11 protein-coding genes are annotated in these 16,065 nt (G+C 68.5%); 10 read left to right on the top strand and 1 reads right to left on the bottom strand.

Annotation, left to right across the window (positions count from 1 at the left end):
• Positions 1 to 30: 30 nt before the first annotated feature.
• Positions 31 to 5,370 carry an MBG domain-containing protein gene (locus GMST_RS09270; protein ID WP_183354354.1) on the top strand — a complete coding sequence of 1,780 codons (5,340 nt, stop codon included), beginning with the start codon at positions 31 to 33 and terminating at the stop codon, positions 5,368 to 5,370.
• Between the two features lie 127 nt (positions 5,371 to 5,497).
• Here GMST_RS09270 and flgM read toward each other — a convergent pair whose 3' ends face one another.
• Positions 5,498 to 5,779: a flagellar biosynthesis anti-sigma factor FlgM gene (gene flgM / locus GMST_RS09265; RefSeq protein WP_183354353.1), complete on the bottom strand. Its 282-nt coding sequence runs from the start codon at positions 5,777 to 5,779 to the stop codon at positions 5,498 to 5,500.
• Between the two features lie 272 nt (positions 5,780 to 6,051).
• Here flgM and GMST_RS09260 point away from each other — a divergent pair, with 272 nt between their 5' ends.
• The 9 genes from GMST_RS09260 (at position 6,052) to zwf (ending at position 16,053) form a co-directional block, all read left to right on the top strand.
• Positions 6,052 to 6,420, top strand: coding sequence for a rhodanese-like domain-containing protein (locus GMST_RS09260; RefSeq protein WP_183354352.1), 369 nt, complete (start codon positions 6,052 to 6,054; stop codon positions 6,418 to 6,420).
• A 322-nt stretch (positions 6,421 to 6,742) separates the two neighbouring features.
• Positions 6,743 to 8,170 carry an OmpA family protein gene (locus tag GMST_RS09255; protein ID WP_183354351.1) on the top strand — a complete coding sequence of 476 codons (1,428 nt, stop codon included), beginning with the start codon at positions 6,743 to 6,745 and terminating at the stop codon, positions 8,168 to 8,170.
• Between the two features lie 308 nt (positions 8,171 to 8,478).
• Positions 8,479 to 8,709: a hypothetical protein gene (locus GMST_RS09250; protein ID WP_183354350.1), complete on the top strand. Its 231-nt coding sequence runs from the start codon at positions 8,479 to 8,481 to the stop codon at positions 8,707 to 8,709.
• A gap of 76 nt (positions 8,710 to 8,785) precedes the next feature.
• Positions 8,786 to 9,781: an aldo/keto reductase gene (locus tag GMST_RS09245; protein ID WP_183354349.1), complete on the top strand. Its 996-nt coding sequence runs from the start codon at positions 8,786 to 8,788 to the stop codon at positions 9,779 to 9,781.
• 46 nt (positions 9,782 to 9,827) lie between these two features.
• Complete coding sequence (tkt, locus tag GMST_RS09240) at positions 9,828 to 11,918, top strand: transketolase (protein WP_183354348.1); 2,091 nt, start codon at positions 9,828 to 9,830, stop codon at positions 11,916 to 11,918.
• The gene (locus tag GMST_RS09235; RefSeq protein ID WP_183354347.1) at positions 11,918 to 12,394 is read left to right on the top strand and encodes an RpiB/LacA/LacB family sugar-phosphate isomerase; all 477 of its coding nucleotides are present in this window, start codon (positions 11,918 to 11,920) and stop codon (positions 12,392 to 12,394) included. The genes tkt and GMST_RS09235 overlap by 1 nt, the downstream gene beginning before the upstream one ends.
• Complete coding sequence (gene tal / locus GMST_RS09230) at positions 12,381 to 13,514, top strand: transaldolase (RefSeq protein ID WP_246399360.1); 1,134 nt, start codon at positions 12,381 to 12,383, stop codon at positions 13,512 to 13,514. Before GMST_RS09235 ends, tal begins: the two co-directional genes overlap by 14 nt.
• Before the next feature lie 122 nt (positions 13,515 to 13,636).
• Positions 13,637 to 14,668 (top strand): phosphogluconate dehydrogenase (NAD(+)-dependent, decarboxylating), encoded by a 1,032-nt coding sequence (gene gnd / locus GMST_RS09225; protein ID WP_183354346.1) that lies wholly within the window; start codon positions 13,637 to 13,639, stop codon positions 14,666 to 14,668.
• Complete coding sequence (gene zwf / locus GMST_RS09220) at positions 14,665 to 16,053, top strand: glucose-6-phosphate dehydrogenase (protein WP_183354345.1); 1,389 nt, start codon at positions 14,665 to 14,667, stop codon at positions 16,051 to 16,053. The genes gnd and zwf overlap by 4 nt, the downstream gene beginning before the upstream one ends.
• Positions 16,054 to 16,065: the final 12 nt, after the last annotated feature.

Here is a 16,065-nt window from a genome sequence, read left to right as displayed (position 1 = left end):
GCGCCGGGCCCCAGCAGGTGGGAGGCAGGCATGAACGCGCGTATCGTTGGGCTGGTGTTGCTCGTGCTGGTGACCCTCATTCCCGCGCCGCTTAAGGGGTACACCGGGCTGGACGGCTTCGTTACCGGCGGTACCGGCCCGGTCTCCCTGAGCGGCTCCGGGGTCCACGCCGTGCTGGTGCAGCCCTGGGACGCCAAGATCGTCATCGGTGGCGATTTCAGCATCACCGGCGGCGCGCCCGCCGTGACCCTGAACTACCTGGCCCGCCTCAACCCCGACGGCACCCTCGATACCAGCTTCGCGCCTCCCCCCTTAAACGGACCGGTGCGGGCACTCGCCCTGCAGCCCGACCCGGATCTCCCCTCTGCCGCGCCCTACCTTCTGGTGGGGGGGGACTTCACCCAGGTGGGCGCCACCCCGCGGCGCGGCCTGGCCCGGCTGGGGAGCCCCGACGGCGCCCTGGACCCCTTCGACCCGGTCAGCACCGCCTCCCCGGTACAGGTGCACGCGCTCGCGCTCTTAGCCGACGGGCGCGGGCTCTTGGTCGGCGGGGCCTTCTCCGAACTGGTCCTCGGCACCCCGAGCCCCAACCTGGCCCGGGTCTCGGTGGCGGCGTTCGATCCCGGCGCCGCCGGCTTCAGCCTCGGCACCGCTCCCGACGCCGCGGTGCACGCCATCGTGCTTTCCGGCGGCAAGATCTACCTCGGGGGGGCCTTCACGCTCCCCCGGGCGCGGCTGGCCCGGCTCCAGGGGACCGGGAGCCTGGACCCGGGTTTTGCGGCGGCGGACCCGGGGGGGAGCGTCTTTGCCCTCGCCCTGCAGGTCGACGGCAAGATCCTGGTCGGGGGAAACTTCGCGGCCGGCGCGCTGGGGGCGAATTACCTGGCGCGGCTTGGCGGCGACGGCGCCCTGGACGCGGGGTTCACCGCGGCCCCCAACGCCGCGGTCCGCGCCATCGCGGTCCGGCCGGACGGAAAACTGCTCATCGGGGGGGACTTCAGCGCCAGTTCCGGCACCCCAGCCGGCCACCTGGCCCGGCTGAGCCGCTCCGGGCTGGTGGAAACCACCCTCTTTCCCGTGCTGGACGGGGCGGTCCGGGCGCTCGCCCTGCAACCCGACGGCAAGCTGATGGCAGGGGGCGACTTCTCCCTGGCCGGGGTACGGACCCGTACCCGGCTGGCGCGCTTCTACCCCGGCGGCGCGCTCGACGACGACCTGGCCGGCGCCAGCCTGGCGCTCGACTGGGCGGTGAGCGCGATCTCCCCCTCGCCCGACGGCAGCACCACCTTCGCGGGTGTTTTCACCACGGTCCAGGGGCAGACCCGCAACTATATCGCCCGCCTCAAGGAGGACCTGAACCTGATGGACGGGGCCAATTTCGACCCTCTGCTCAGGGTGAACGGGGCGATCAACGCGATGACGCAGCTTCCCGACCGCAGCTACCTGGTGGGAGGGCGCTTTCTGCAGGTAAACGGCTCGCCCCAGCGCTCGGTCGCCCGCTTCGACCCCCGGGGGAGCGTCAATGCCGACCCGCAGGTGGCGACCTTCAACGCCAACATGAAGGCGCTCATGACAGGCGACCAGGTCGCCGTCATCCTGCCGCTCCCCAAGGGGAGTACCCTCCCCGACGGGAGCGCGATCCAGGAGGGGAGTTACTACATCGGTGGCCGCATGACGGCGGCGGCCTCACCCTACCGCTACCTGGCGCGCTTTAAAAGCGACGGGAACCGGGATCCGAGCTTCAGCGACCCCCCGGAGTTGGACAACGTCGTATACTCCGCGGCCCTGCAGCCGGACCAGAAGCTCGTGCTGGGAACCGCCAACGGCAAGCTGCTGCGGCTTAAAAGCGACGGCCAGCTGGACGCCAGCGTGACCGGCGTGCTGGGTGCGATCCTGGCGGTGGTCTTTCAGCCCGACGGCAAGCTTCTGGTGAGCGGTGCGGGGCCGGCGCCGCCGAGCGTTCCGGATTGGGAACCCACCCTGGTCCGTCTGAACCCGGACCTCAGCGTCGATCCGGGCTTCCGGGTGGAGACCATGACCCTCCTGGACGGCTACACCATTTCCAGCACCATCTTTCGCACCGCGCTGCAGTCCGACGGCGGGATGCTGATCTACGGGGTGTTCGACCACGTGCGCGACGCCACCGGTACCAGCTACTACCGGGACTGCGTGGCCCGCATCCGCGCGGACGGCACCGTCGACCCCGACTTCGACCTGGGTCCGCTCGCCTACCACGGCGGGACCATCGTGGGGCAGGTGAACACGGTGAACCTGCAGCCCGACGGAAAGCTGCTCGTGGGAGGGGACTTCGACTCGGTGAACGGCAACGGCGTCAAGCGCCTGGCACGTTATTCCTACGGCTTTGCGGCCGAGTCCCTTGCGGTCGCCGCGGACGGCAACAGCGTCAGCTGGCGGCGTAGCGGCGCCTCACCCGAACTGCGCGAGGTCTGGTTCGAGTACTGCGAGGACCCGGACGCCCCCGGGGCCAGCTGGACCTTTCTCGGGTACGGCGCGCGGGTCCCCGGCGGCTGGCAGCTCGGCAACCTGAACCTCGCCCAGTACGGGGTGCGCGCCAACCGCTACCTGATGGCCCAGGGGCGCGTCGCCGCCGACAAGGGGAGCGCCGGCTCCCTGGTGGAGAGCCTGCTCGGCTACTACCTCGATCCCGCGCTGCAGACGACGGTCACCGTGACTGCCGATGCCAAGACCAAGGGGTACGGGAGCGCCGACCCGCCGCTGACCTACAGCTTTTCCCCGCCGCTCGCCCCGGGCGACAGCTTCACGGGCGCCCTTTCCCGGGCACCGGGGGAGAGCGTCGGGCTCTACGCGATAGGGCAGGGGAGCCTGAGCGCCGGGGCGGGCTACACCCTCAACTTCAGCGGCGCCACCTTGTCGATCACCCCCAGGGAGATCACCGTCACCGCACAGGGAAGGAGCAAGCTCTACGGCGACCCCGAGCCCCCCCTGGGGTACAGCCACACCCCGGCGCTGGTCGGGGGCGACAGCTTCTCCGGGGCGCTCTCCCGCGCCCCAGGCGAGGCGGCGGGGAGCTACCCGATCGGCCTGGGGACCCTGACCCTCAACGGCAACTACTCCCTGAGTTTCCAGGCCGCCACCTTGAGCATCGATCCCCGACCGGTCACGGTGAGGGTGCTCAACCAGAGTAAGGAGTACGGCGCCCCGGACCCGCCGCTTACCTACAGCTGCACCCCGGCGCTTATCGGGTCGGACGGCTTTTCCGGTACCCTCGAGCGCACCCCCGGGGAGAGCGTCGCGGCTGGCCCTTACCCGATCGGGCAGGGGACCCTCACCCCCGGGTCGAACTACGCGGTGAGCTTCCAGCCGGGATCCCTCGGCATCGCGCCGAAAAGCGCGACGCTTCGGGGCAGCGACGGCTCGAAAAGCTACGGAGGGGCCGAACCGGTCCTGGGGGCGACCCAGAGCGGCCTTTTGCCGGCGGACCTGGGACCCGGGAGGATCCAGCTCGGCGCGAGCCGCGCCCCGGGGGAAACGGTGGGGAGCTACCAGGTCACCCCGCGTGCGGAGGACGGCGGGAGCGGGCTTTTGGGCAACTACCTGTTGAGCTACCTCCCCGGGAGCTTCAGCATCACCCCGGCGGCGCTCCTGGTGCGCGCCGACGACCAGACCCGCGCCTACCGGACTCCCAACCCCCCCTTGACCGTGAGCTACCAGGGGTTCGTCAGGGGTGAGACCCGGTCGGCTCTCGCCGGGGAACCCCTGCTTGCCACCACTGCCGGGCCGGACAGCGCGGTGGGGAGTTACCCGATCAGCGTTGGAACCGGCAGCCTCGCTGCCGCCAACTACCAGTTCTCCTTCCAAAACGGGCTCCTCAACGTGATCAGGTCCTGCCAGGAGATCGTCTTTCCCGAGCTTCCCGAGCGGACCTACGGCGATCCCCCCTTCGAGCTCAACGCCAGCGCCTGCAGCGGACTCACCCTCACCTTCACCAGTTCCAACCCGCAGGTGGCACAGGTAAGCGGCAGGGTGCTGCGCATCACCGGCGCCGGGAGCGCACAGGTCAGCGCCGCCCAGCCCGGCTCGGGGAACCTGGAACCGGCCCCCCAGGTCTCCCGGACCCTGGTGGTGCACCGGGCGGGGCAGACGCTCGAGTTCTCCCCCCTGGCTGCACACCGGGTGGGCGATCCACCCTTCGCCCTGAGCGCGACGGCTTCGAGCGGCCTGCCGGTCGGCTTCCAGAGCTCGGACCCCGCCGTGGCCGAGGTGGTGGGGAACCTCGTCACCCTGAAAGGTGCCGGCACCGCGGTCTTAAGCGCCCGGCAGGAAGGGGACGCCAACTACAACCCGGCACTGCCGGTTCACCAGCCGCTTCTGGTCGCCCCGGAATCCGAGCCCCCCCAGCTTGAACTCTCCACCCTTTCCAGCGGATCGGTGACCGCGAACCCGGTGCTCAACCTGTGCGGCCAGGCCCGGGACAGCGGCGGCGTGGCGAGCCTCACGGTGAACGGCGTCCCCCTCGCCGACCCGCAGGCACCCTTCAGCTGGGCGGTGCCGCTTGCACCGGGGAGTAACCTGGTCGAGGTGCTGGTGCGGGACCTCTCCGGCAACACGACGGGCCGCAGCGTGACGGTCACCCTCGATGCGGCCGCCCCGGAGATCCAGGTGGCGACCCCCGCGGACAACAGCATCACCGGGGGGGAGCAGCTCACCCTGACCGGAAGCGTCACCCCGGGAAGCGAGCTTTCCGCGATGCTCAACGGGGGACCTGCTCAGCAGGTCGCGGTCCAGCCTCAGACCGGGGCTTTCAGCCTCTTAGGGACGCTTACCCCGGGAACCAACACGCTGGAACTCACGGCGCGGCGTGCCGGCCGCAGCGCACGGCTTAAAAGGAGCCTCGAGCTGCGCCCCGGTCTCCCCGCGCTTGCCGTCGAGGAACCCGGGCAGGATCTCAGGACGGAGCTCGCAAGCCTCGTGGTACGGGGGACGACCGGACCCGGGACGACCGCGCTGGTCCTGGAGGCGGACGGGAAGAGTTACACCCCGGTTCTGACGGGTGGCAGGTTCGAACAGCGCATCTCGCTGCCGGCGACCGGGGTCGTGCCGGTGGTGGTGCGCGCCCTGGATCCGCTGGCCGGGGTCAGCGTGACCCGGCGCAACATCGTGAAGCTGGCGCTGATCCGGGGCGACCTGAACGGGGACGGCCGGGTGGACCTCGCCGATGCGCAGCTGGCGCTGCGCGCCTCCCTGGGGCTCGAGACGGTGACCGCGGAGTTCCTGGAACACGGCGACGTCGCGCCGCTCATCGCCGGCGCGCCGCACCCCGACGGGCGTATCGATGCCGGCGACGTGCTGGTGATCCTGCGTAAGGTCGTGGGGCTGGCGGATTTCTAGAGAGGGGCAGAAGGGGTGCGGTTCATAGGGTGGAGCATCGGGGCGGCCGGGCGGCGCGCCCCTTTTTTTTCGAGCAGCTTACCCGGGGGAGTCCGGTTCCCCGGGTGCCCTGAAGCGGCAGGGGCTTCTAGAGATCGGCCCCGTCGGCGAGCATCTTTTCGGCGACCAGGCGGGAACTCACCTGGTAGGTTCCTGCCGCGATGCTCGCCTTCAGGTGAGCCAGGCGCTGCGCCTGGTCCGCCGGCTGTACCTTGAGGCGCCACTGTGCGGCGTCGGAAAGCTGAACCCGGTCTGCCGTCGGGGTTCCCGGGGAGGCCGCCTTTTGCGGCGGGGTGTCGGCAGACTTTTGGGTGCTGGCTGGGGTTTCTGCGAGCAGGGTGGGGTGCTGCTGTGCCGGTACTATCTTCATGGTCTTCTCTCTTTGGGGTAGCTGAGCAGGGATGGCTGTCGAAGCATCTGAATTATAGCCATTCTCAAACGTCGACACTAGTTCTTTTTCTGTCATGCACCAGAAGGGGGTCCTGCTCCTACTGGATCACAGCAGTTGTCTTTGTCGCTGTTTCCGGCTTGACATTAATAAATGCTAAGGTAATTTATGAACGTTTGCCAACCCGGCTCAAGGCATGACGCCTGGCAAACTGCCTGCTGTCCGACGCGGAGATAGCGTCAAAGGAGAACGAGATGAGTGATTTGGAAGTATCGGCCGAGTCGGTGCGTGAGCTTTTGAAACGGGGGGAGGCGATCTTCTTCCTGGAGGTGCGCCGGGGGGCGGATAAGGACCTGGCCGTGATGAAAGTACGCGGGGCGCTCCGCCTGGCGGACGACGACGTGCAAAACCACCTCGACGAGATCCCCCAGGAGCGCAAGGTGGTGCTCTACTCGACGGCACCGGAAGACGCTCCGGCACTCGCGGCCGCACGCATGCTGCGCGAGCGCGGCTTCGCAGACGTGCAGGTGGTGACCGGCGGCTTCAACGCCTGCCGCATAGCCGGCATCCAGGTGGTGGAAACCAACGAGGGGAAGAGCATGGCGCGGCTGAGAGGTCTGTGACCGAAACCTGTCGGACTACCGTTCATAATGAGCGGTTGACATGCGTTTGGGAGCAGCTATATTGTTAATCATTAATTTTTTACAGTTAATGTGAAACTCCGGCTGCACACCGGGAGGACCAGACCCTTGAAGACCAGATGCCGCAGCGGCCCGGATCCCCCGACAATCCACCGTTCGAACCGGCAGTTACCCAACCTCGATCACACCCCGCCCACTCCGCGGCGGGTGGACTGCCCCAAGGCAGGATCCAAATTCAGCTTCACTATAATCCAAACCGGAAAGCGCTCATGGGAAAGCCTTTCCACCCAAGGAGGACACACACATGAAGAAGATCATCACGTGCACGATGTTTCTGGCCATGCTGGCGCTCTCGGGCCTGGCACACGCCGGAGAGCGGGCGGGGGCCTTTTCCTTCTCCCCCTATGTCGGCGGTTACAGCTTTGACGAGGAGCAGGCCCTGCGCCGGAACCGGATGGTGTACGGCCTGCGCCTGGGGTACGACTGGACCGACAGCTTCGCGACCGAACTGGTCGGCAACTACATCAACGCCGAAGAGTTCCCCGGCGGCCACGACCGCTCGACTTGGTCCTACCGGCTCGACTTCCTCTACAACTTCATGCCACAGGCGGCCATGGTTCCCTATATCGCCGCCGGTGCGGGCGGGATCCACTTCGAGTACCCGAAGAACCAGACCGGGGACCTCTCGGAAGTTACCGCCAACGTAGGTGGCGGCGTCAAGTTCTTCATGACCGACTCCATCGCGCTGCGCGCCGACGCGCGCTACCTGTGGGACTTCAGCAACGAGAACTGGCGCCATGAGGCCTTCAACAACATCGAGTACTCGCTCGGGTTCACCTTCCTGTTCGGCGGGGCGCGTCCCGCCGCGGCGTCCGCTGCCGAGACCACCCCGGCTCCCGCCGAACGCGCTCCGGCGCAGCCTGCGGCCGAGCAGCCGGCGACCGGTGCCCCCGCCGGCGAGGCGCCGCTTGGCCCGGTTCCCGCCGCGGAACCGACCCCGGGCCACTACAAGTACTGCGTCACCATGAACATCGAGTTCGACATCGACCGCGCCAACGTCCGTCCCGAGTACCGCGAGCAGGTGGCCAAGGTGGGGAACTTCATGAAGAAGTACCCGACCACCACCGCGGTCATCGAGGGGCATACCGACAACGTCGGCACCTACAACCACAACATGGAACTCTCCCAGCAGCGCGCCGAGAACGTGGTGAGCTACCTGGTGGACAACTTCGGCATCGATCGCTCGCGGCTCACCGCCAAGGGGTACGGCTTCACCCGCCCGGTGGCCGACAACAGCACCGAGGCGGGCAAGCAGAAAAACCGCCGCATCGAGGCGATCATCGACTGCGCCTTCGACGTCCAGCAGATCCAGCCCGCCGAGAGGCTCTGCATGTCGCTGGTCATCGACTTCGATTCCGGCAAGTCCGAGGTGAAGCCGCAGTACCGCGACGAGATCGCCAAGGTCGCCGACTACATGAAGCAGTACCCGACCACCACCGCCGTCATCGAAGGGCACACCGACAACGTCGGGAGCCCGGAAAACAACATGCGGCTCTCCCAGCAGCGCGCCGAGAACGTGGTGCGCTACCTGGTGGAGAACTTCGGGATCGACCGTTCCCGGCTCTCCGCCAAGGGGTACGGTGCCACCCGCCGGATCAGCTACAACAACACGCCGGAAGGGCGCGCGCAAAACCGCAGGATCAATGCGGTGATCGACTGCGTGGTCCGCTAGCGCCAGGAAAGGGGCCCGGGGCTGCGCGCCCCGGGCCCCGCACCTCACTCTTTCAGGTCCCCTCCAAGAGAAGCACACGAGCCCATAGAGATTTATGGGCTATTTTTTTTAGTCTGAAGCGAAAGGGGATACTCAAAGCTGGCAACCCCTGTCGGATCGAAGAGATCTTGCTATACTTTGATCTGGTTCTCAGCCAGAAGTCACTGGAACTGCTTTAGGAATCAGATGGCTTTATCCGAGGGCGCCGCAAAGAGTCAGATAGAGGGTTGCTTCACTAAAGCCCATCGTGGCCAGAGAAGGAGGCATTTATGAAAGAGTCCAGACTCACCCTGCCGGAGCTGTCACTCATCGCCGGAACCCGTGCGATCTTGGGGGGCGGCGTTGCACTGCTTTTTGCCGACCGGTTGAGCGAGAAACAGCGCCGGGCGGCCGGCTGGGCCCTGTTTCTGGTCGGGGTGGCCACCACCGTGCCGCTCATGCGGCTGGTGCTGGACAAACGTGAGCCCCGCGCCGGGGCCGACAGCGAGCTGGGCTCTTAGCCCGGCGCTTGGTCCCGCAAACGCCCGACGGCGGTGCCTGCCCGGCAGGCAGCCGCTGAGCGGAAGGAGGCACGCGATGTACAAACGAAAACTCGGCCGCCAGGGGTTGGAGGTGTCAGCGCTTGGCCTTGGGTGCATGGGGATGTCCTTCGCCTACGGTCGATCCGACGACGAGTGCTCGGTGCGGGTGCTGCGTCGAGCCCTCGAGCTGGGGATCAACTTCTGGGACTCGGCGGAGCTCTACGGTCCCTTCGCCAACGAGGAGCTCCTGGGGCGGCTTTTGAAGGAGGTGCCGCGCGGCAGGGTGACCATCGCCAGCAAGTTCGCCTGGCGCTTCGGCCCCCGCGGCGAACAGCTCGTCCTGGACAGCAGCCCGGCCCAGGTGCGCCGGGCCCTCGAGGGGTCCCTGAAGCGCTTGGGGACCGACTACATCGACCTTTACTACCAGCACCGCCTCGACCCCGCCACCCCGATCGAGGAGACGGTGGGGGCGCTCTCCGAGCTGGTGGCCCAGGGGAAGATCCGCTACATCGGGCTGTGCGAGGTGGGGCCGGGGACGGTGCGCCGGGCCCACGCGGTGCACCCTTTAACCGCGGTGCAGTCGGAGTACTCGCTCTGGGAGCGCGAGGTGAAGCGCAAGCTCTTTCCCACCCTGCGCGAACTGGGGATCGGCTTCGTGGCCTACAGCCCCATGGGGCGCGGGGTACTCTCCGGCAAGATCAGGAGCGCGGACGACCTGGACGATACCGACTGGCGCCGCCGCAACCCGCGCTTCCAGCCGGAAAACCTGAGCCACAACCTCTCCTTCGTGGAGACGGTGAGCGAGCTTGCCGCGGCCCACGACGTGACCCCCGGCCAGCTGGCCCTGGCCTGGGTGCTGCGCCAGGGGAGCGACGTCGTTCCCATCCCGGGAACCCGGCACCTGCGCCACCTGGAGGAGAACGCCCAGGCGGCGCTTTTGCGGCTCTCCGAACCGGTCTGGGCCGCCCTCGACGCGGCGCTCGCCACGTTCCAGGTGGCGGGGGAGCGCTATCCCAAGGAAGCGCTGCAGTACATCGACAGCTCAGAGTAATGCCGGAAACCATTCCGGAGACGCCCGAGCAGCAAGGAGCAGCACCATGGAAACCACCAGAACCACCCGCAGCGAGGGGGACCTCGACTACCTCTGCATCAACACTATCCGCTTCCTGGCCGTCGACGCGGTGCAAAAGGCGAACAGCGGACACCCCGGCATGCCCATGGGGGCGGCGCCGCTCGCCTACCTGCTCTGGACCCGGTTTTTAAAGCACGACCCGGCCCGCCCGGACTGGTTCGACCGGGACCGCTTCGTCCTCTCCGCCGGCCACGGCTCGATGCTCCTCTACGCCCTTTTGCACCTCACCGGCTATGACCTCCCCCTCGAGGAGCTCCAGCGCTTCCGCCAGTGGGGGAGCCGCACCCCGGGGCATCCGGAGCGCGGCGTCACCCCCGGTGTCGAGGTGAGTACCGGGCCGCTCGGACAGGGGTTCGGCAACGCGGTCGGCATGGCCATTGCGGAGGCGCACCTCGCCGCCCGCTACAACCGCCCCGGATTTCCGGTCATCGATCACCACACCTACGTGCTCGCCTCCGACGGGGACCTCATGGAAGGGGTCGCCTCCGAGGCAGCCTCCCTCGCCGGGCACCTAAGGCTCGGAAAACTGGTCTGCCTCTACGATGACAACCGGGTCACCCTTTCCGCCTCGACCGGGGTCTGCTGCACCGAGGACACGGCCGCCCGCTTCGCCGCCTACGGCTGGCAGGTGCTGAGCGTCGAGGACGGCAACGACCTGGACGCGATAGCTGCGGCGCTCATCAAGGCGCGCGAGGAGCTCGTGCGCCCCTCGCTCGTCCTGGTGCGCACCCACCTGGGCTTCGGCTCGCCGGGGAAGCAGGACAGCTTCGAGGCCCACGGCTCACCGCTTGGCGAGGACGAGGTGCGCCGCACCAAGGAGCGCCTGGGGTGGCCGGTCGAGCCGTCCTTCCTGATCCCTGAGCGGGCGCTCGCCTTTTTCCGGGAAACCCTTAAGCGCGGTGCTGCTGCCGCTGCCGGCTGGGACAGGCTCCTCGCCTCCTACGGGGAAGCGCACCCCGAGACGGCGCGGGAGTTCTCCAGGGTGCTGGCCGGGGAGTTCGAACCCGGCTGGGAGGAGGCCCTCCCGCAGTTCGACCCCGATGCCAAGGGGATGGCCACCCGGATCGCCAACGGCCGCGCCCTGAACCTGGCGGCAGGCAGGATCCCCCAGCTGATGGGGGGCTCCGCGGACCTGGATCCCTCCACCTACACCGGTCTCAAGGGGCTCGGCGATTTCCAGTGCGGCGACTTCGTCCCCGCCGACCAGCAGGGGAGCCTGGGTGGGGGGTGGGGACCCGCCGGCGCCAACCTGCACTTCGGGGTGCGCGAACACGCCATGGGGGCCGCGCTGAACGGCATGGCGGCGCACGGCGGGGTGATCCCCTTCGGCGCCACCTTCCTCACCTTCTCGGACTACCTGCGTCCCACCCTGCGCCTGGCAGCACTCTCCAGGCTCAAGGTGATCCAGGTCTTCACCCACGACTCGATAGGGCTTGGCGAGGACGGGCCGACCCACCAGCCGGTGGAACAGCTGGCGAGCCTGCGCGCCATCCCGGGGCTCGTGGTGCTGCGCCCCGGCGACGCCAACGAGGCGGTGGTCGCCCTGAAGGTGGCGCTCACCATGAGGGAGCGCCCGGTAGCGCTCGTGCTGTCGCGCCAGTCGGTCCCGACCCTGGAGCGCAGCACCCTGGCGCCGGCCGAGGGGACCGCGCGCGGCGGCTACGTCCTCGCCGAGGCGGCGGGGGGGGAGCCGGAGCTCATCCTCATCGCTACCGGCTCGGAGCTCCACCTGGCCCTCGAGGCCTGGCAGACCTTGACCCGCGACGGGGTGCGCGCCCGGGTGGTCTCGCTCCCCAGCTGGGAGCTCTTCGAAGAGCAGGCAAAGGAGTACCGCGACGCCGTGCTCCCGCCCCGGGTGCCGCTGCGGCTGGCCGTCGAGGCGGGCTCCCCCTTTGGCTGGGAGCGCTACGTCGGTCCCGCCGGCGTGATACTCGGGGTCACTGGTTTCGGGGCCTCGGCGCCGGGCGAGGTGGTCTTGAAGGAGTACGGCTTTACGGCCGAGCGGGTACGCGAGGCGGCGCTCGCCCTGTTGCGGCGCGCCGGAGGGGAGGGGTGATGCGGGTCGGTATGGCGGCGGATCACGGCGGTTTTGCCCTCAAAGAGCAGCTGCGCGAGTCGCTCGGCGAGGAGGGGTACCAGGTGGTCGACTTCGGTGCCTTCGCGCTCGACGAGGGGGACGACTATCCGGACTTCGTGATCCCGCTGGCCAAGGCGGTCGCCCAAGGGGACGTGGACCGGGGGATCGCCCTGTGCACCAGCGGGGTCGGCGCCTCCATCGCCGCCAACAAGGTGGCGGGAGTCCGTGCCGCGCTGATCCACGACGAGTTCTCGGCGAGCCAGGGGGTCGAGGACGACGACCTGAACGTGATCTGCCTGGGAAGCCGCGTGGTCGATCACGCCCAGGCCAGCCGACTGGTGGGGCTTTTTCTCACCGCGCGCTTCAGCGCGGCGGAGCGCCACCGGCGCCGGCTCGCCAAGGTGAGTCAGCTGGAGAACTGTATCCGGCAGGAGGAAACCCATGATGAGAGATAATCCGCTGTTGCGGCTGGAAGCCCTGGGGCAGAGCATCTGGCTCGACTTTCTGAGCCGGCGCATGCTGATCTCCGGCGAACTGGTCTCCCTGATCCAGCAGGACGGGGTGAGTGGTGTCACCTCCAACCCCGCCATCTTCGAGAAGGCCTTCTCGGAGGGGGACGAGTACGACGGGGCGATCGCCGAGCTCGCCGGAGAGGGGCTCAAGACCGGGGAGATCTACGAGGCGCTGGTGGTGGACGACATCCGGATGACCGCCGACCTCTTGCGCCCGATCTACGAGCGCACCGGTGGCGCCGACGGTTTCGTGAGCCTCGAGGTCTCTCCGCACCTGGCCCACGACAGCGCCGGCACCATCCTCGAGGCGCGGCGGCTTTGGGAACGGGTCGATCGCCCCAACCTGTTCATCAAGGTCCCCGGCACCTGGGAGGGGCTCCCGGCCATCCGGCAACTGGCGCTGGAGGGGATCAACGTGAACGTGACCCTGCTCTTCTCCCTGCCGCGCTACCGGGCGGTCGTCGAGGCGTACCTGGACGGTCTCGCCGAGCGCTCGGCCCGCGGGCTGCCGCTTGCCGGGGTGGCGTCGGTGGCGAGCTTCTTCTTGAGCCGCATCGACGTCATCGTCGACCCGCTGCTCGAGGAGATCGCCCAGCAGGGGGGGATGCGTGCCCAGCAGGTCGGGCAGCTGATCGGCGAGACCGCCATCGCCTGCGCGAAGCTGGCCCGCGCCCAGTACCGGGAGATGCTCGTAAGCGACCGGTTCGCGGCCCTTTCCGCCCAGGGAGGGAAGCCCCAGCGCCTTTTATGGGCCAGCACCGGCACCAAGAACCCCTCCTTCAGCGACGTGAAGTACCTGGAGGCCTTGATCGGGCCGGACACCGTGAACACGGCGCCGCTCGAGACGCTTTCGGCCTATCGCGACCACGGCCGCCCCGCGCCCACCCTGGACCAGGGGGAGCAGGAGGCGCGCCAGGTGCTGCAGCGTCTGGCGGAGCTCGGGATCGATCTTGCCGTGGTGAGCCAGCAGCTCGAGGACGAAGGGGTGCAGAAGTTCATCCGTCCCTTCGACAACCTGATGCAGGCCCTGGAGCGTAAGCGGCAGGCGGCGCTGGCGCGGTAGCAGAAGGTAGAAGGTGGGCGGCGGCTGCGGGGAAACCGGTGCGGGGGGCGCTTTAGACGGCTTCTTTACCTCACTCCGGGGAACGCAGCCGGGGCGATTTGTCAAGGCGAGCGAGGTGTGCGATGCAGATCGGGATGATCGGACTGGGACGCATGGGTGGCGACATGGTGCGGCGGCTTTTGGCTGCTGGGGAGCGCTGCCTGGTGTACGACCTGAACCAGGACGCCGTTGCGGCGCTGGTCCAGGCCGGGGCCGCCGGGGCCGCGACCCTGAGAGAGCTCGTCGCACGCCTCGAGGCGCCGCGTGCCCTCTGGCTCATGCTTCCTGCGGCGGTTGTGGACGAGATGCTGGCGGCGCTCGTGCCGCTTCTGAGCGCGGGAGACCTGGTGGTCGACGGGGGGAACTCGCACTACGCCGACGACCTCAGGCGCAGCGCCGAGCTTGCCGGGCGCGGGATCGACTACCTCGACGTGGGGACCAGCGGCGGGGTCTGGGGGCGCGAGCGCGGCTACTGCCTCATGGTGGGCGGCCCGGAGCGCGCCTTCGAGCGGCTGAAACCGGTCTTCGCCGCCCTGGCGCCCGGAGCCGGCGCCGCCCCGCGCCTTGCTGAACGGCAGGGGGAGCCCGGGGACGCCGAGCAGGGCTTTTTGCACTGCGGCCCAAGTGGCGCCGGCCACTTCGTGAAGATGGTCCACAACGGCATCGAGTACGGCGTTATGGCGGCGCTCGCCGAAGGGTTCAACGTCCTGCGCCACGCCGGCGTCGGCGGGGAACAGCGCAGCACCGACGCGGAGACCGCTCCCCTTAAGGACCCCCACCTGTACCGCTACGACTTCAGGCTCGACGAGATCGCCGAGCTCTGGCGCCGCGGCTCGGTGCTCTCGTCCTGGCTCGTGGACCTCGCAGCCGCCGCCCTGGTGCAGAGCCCGGAGCTCGCCGAGTTCCAAGGACGGGTCTCCGATTCGGGGGAAGGGCGCTGGACCCTTCAGGCCGCCATCGACGAGGGGGTTCCCGCCTACCAGCTTTCGGCGGCGCTCTTCGGGCGCTTCGCCTCGCGCGGCAGCGCCGATTTCGGGGACCGGCTCTTGTCGGCCCTGCGCCAGCAGTTCGGCGGGCACCAGGAAAAACCGGCGCCCGCAGGAGGTGATTCATGAGCCGTACCCCCTCCGACGCCTTCGTCTTCTTCGGCGCCACCGGCGACCTCGCCTACAAGCAGATCTACCCCGCGCTCGCCGGCCTCGCCGCCCGGGACCACTTCAACGTCCCCTTCATCTGCATCGCCCGCTCGGGATGGAACCTGGAGCGCATCAAGGAGCGGCTCAGGGAGAGCCTCGAGCATCACGGCGGCTTCAACGAGGAGGCCTTCCGCAGGCTGAGCGAAAGGCTCATCTACGTCGACGGCGACTACCAGGACCCGGCGACCTACGACAGGCTCTGCAGCGTCCTTAAGGATGCCGCCCGGCCGCTGTACTACCTGGCGATCCCCCCAAGCATGTTCGAGACCGTGGTGCAGGGGCTCTCCAGCACCGGCTGCCTGCGCGAGCCGCGCGTGGTGGTCGAAAAGCCCTTCGGCCGCGACCTCGCCTCGGCGCAGGAGTTGAACCGGGTGCTCACCGCACATTTTCCCGAGGACGACATCTTCCGGATCGATCACTTCCTGGGGAAGGAGCCGGTGCAGAACATCTACTACACCCGATTCGCGAACTCGATCCTCGAGCCGCTTTGGAACCGGAACTACATTGCGAGCGTGCAGATCACCATGGCGGAATCCTTCGGGATGGCGGGGCGGGCCAGGTTCTACGAGGAGACCGGCGCGATCAGGGACGTTTTGCAGAACCACCTCTTGGAGATCGTCGCCTACCTCTGCATGGACCCCTCAACCGGGGACGACCCGGAGGGGATCCGCGAGGAGTGCACCAGGCTCCTGCGCGCGATAAAGCCGCTCGACCCGGCCCACGTGGTGCGCGGGCAGTTCCGCGGCTACCGCGACGAGCCGGGGGTGGCGCCGGACTCCCGGGTGGAGACCTTCGTGGCGGTGCGGCTCTTCATCGACACCTGGCGCTGGGCCGGCGTCCCGTTCTACATCCGCACCGGCAAGTGCCTCGAGGTCACCTCGACCACGGTCACCGTCGCCTTCAAGCGCCCGCCGCGCGAGACCTTCGGCGAGATCGTCCCGGCCTTCTCGAACCACCTGCGCTTCCGCCTGAGCCCGGACATGATGATCGGCCTCGGGATGCGGATCAAGGTACCCGGCGAGCGGCGCGGCGGCGAGGACGTCGAGCTGGTCGCCCTGCAGGAGGAAGGGGAGGGGATGCAGCCCTACGAGCGGCTCTTGGGCGATGCGCTAAACGGCGACACCTCGCTTTTCGCCGCCCAAGGGACCATCGAGGCCCAGTGGCGCATCGTGGACCCGATCCTGAACGACACCACGCCGCTTTACTTCTACGACCAGGGGAGCTGGGGGCCGGCCGAGGCAGACCAGGTCATCGCCCGGGACGGCTCCTGGTACAACCCGAAGTCCGTCGAGCCCCGGCGCTAGGGAAGGGGGGAG

Origin of the sequence: Geomonas silvestris (assembly GCF_014193515.1) — a bacterium.
Classification (GTDB): Bacteria; Desulfobacterota; Desulfuromonadia; order Geobacterales; family Geobacteraceae; genus Geomonas; species Geomonas silvestris.
This window is presented reverse-complemented; position numbering and strand designations above follow the sequence as displayed.

What these genes read in the sequence shown, in the direction of transcription:
- GMST_RS09270 (WP_183354354.1), top strand. Translation starts at nt 31, where the DNA reads ATGAACGCGCGTATCGTTGGGCTGGTGTTGCTCGTGCTGGTGACCCTC.
- flgM (WP_183354353.1), bottom strand. Translation starts at nt 5,779, where the DNA reads ATGAAGATAGTACCGGCACAGCAGCACCCCACCCTGCTCGCAGAAACC.
- GMST_RS09260 (WP_183354352.1), top strand. Translation starts at nt 6,052, where the DNA reads ATGAGTGATTTGGAAGTATCGGCCGAGTCGGTGCGTGAGCTTTTGAAA.
- GMST_RS09255 (WP_183354351.1), top strand. Translation starts at nt 6,743, where the DNA reads ATGAAGAAGATCATCACGTGCACGATGTTTCTGGCCATGCTGGCGCTC.
- GMST_RS09250 (WP_183354350.1), top strand. Translation starts at nt 8,479, where the DNA reads ATGAAAGAGTCCAGACTCACCCTGCCGGAGCTGTCACTCATCGCCGGA.
- GMST_RS09245 (WP_183354349.1), top strand. Translation starts at nt 8,786, where the DNA reads ATGTACAAACGAAAACTCGGCCGCCAGGGGTTGGAGGTGTCAGCGCTT.
- tkt (WP_183354348.1), top strand. Translation starts at nt 9,828, where the DNA reads ATGGAAACCACCAGAACCACCCGCAGCGAGGGGGACCTCGACTACCTC.
- GMST_RS09235 (WP_183354347.1), top strand. Translation starts at nt 11,918, where the DNA reads ATGCGGGTCGGTATGGCGGCGGATCACGGCGGTTTTGCCCTCAAAGAG.
- tal (WP_246399360.1), top strand. Translation starts at nt 12,381, where the DNA reads ATGATGAGAGATAATCCGCTGTTGCGGCTGGAAGCCCTGGGGCAGAGC.
- gnd (WP_183354346.1), top strand. Translation starts at nt 13,637, where the DNA reads ATGCAGATCGGGATGATCGGACTGGGACGCATGGGTGGCGACATGGTG.
- zwf (WP_183354345.1), top strand. Translation starts at nt 14,665, where the DNA reads ATGAGCCGTACCCCCTCCGACGCCTTCGTCTTCTTCGGCGCCACCGGC.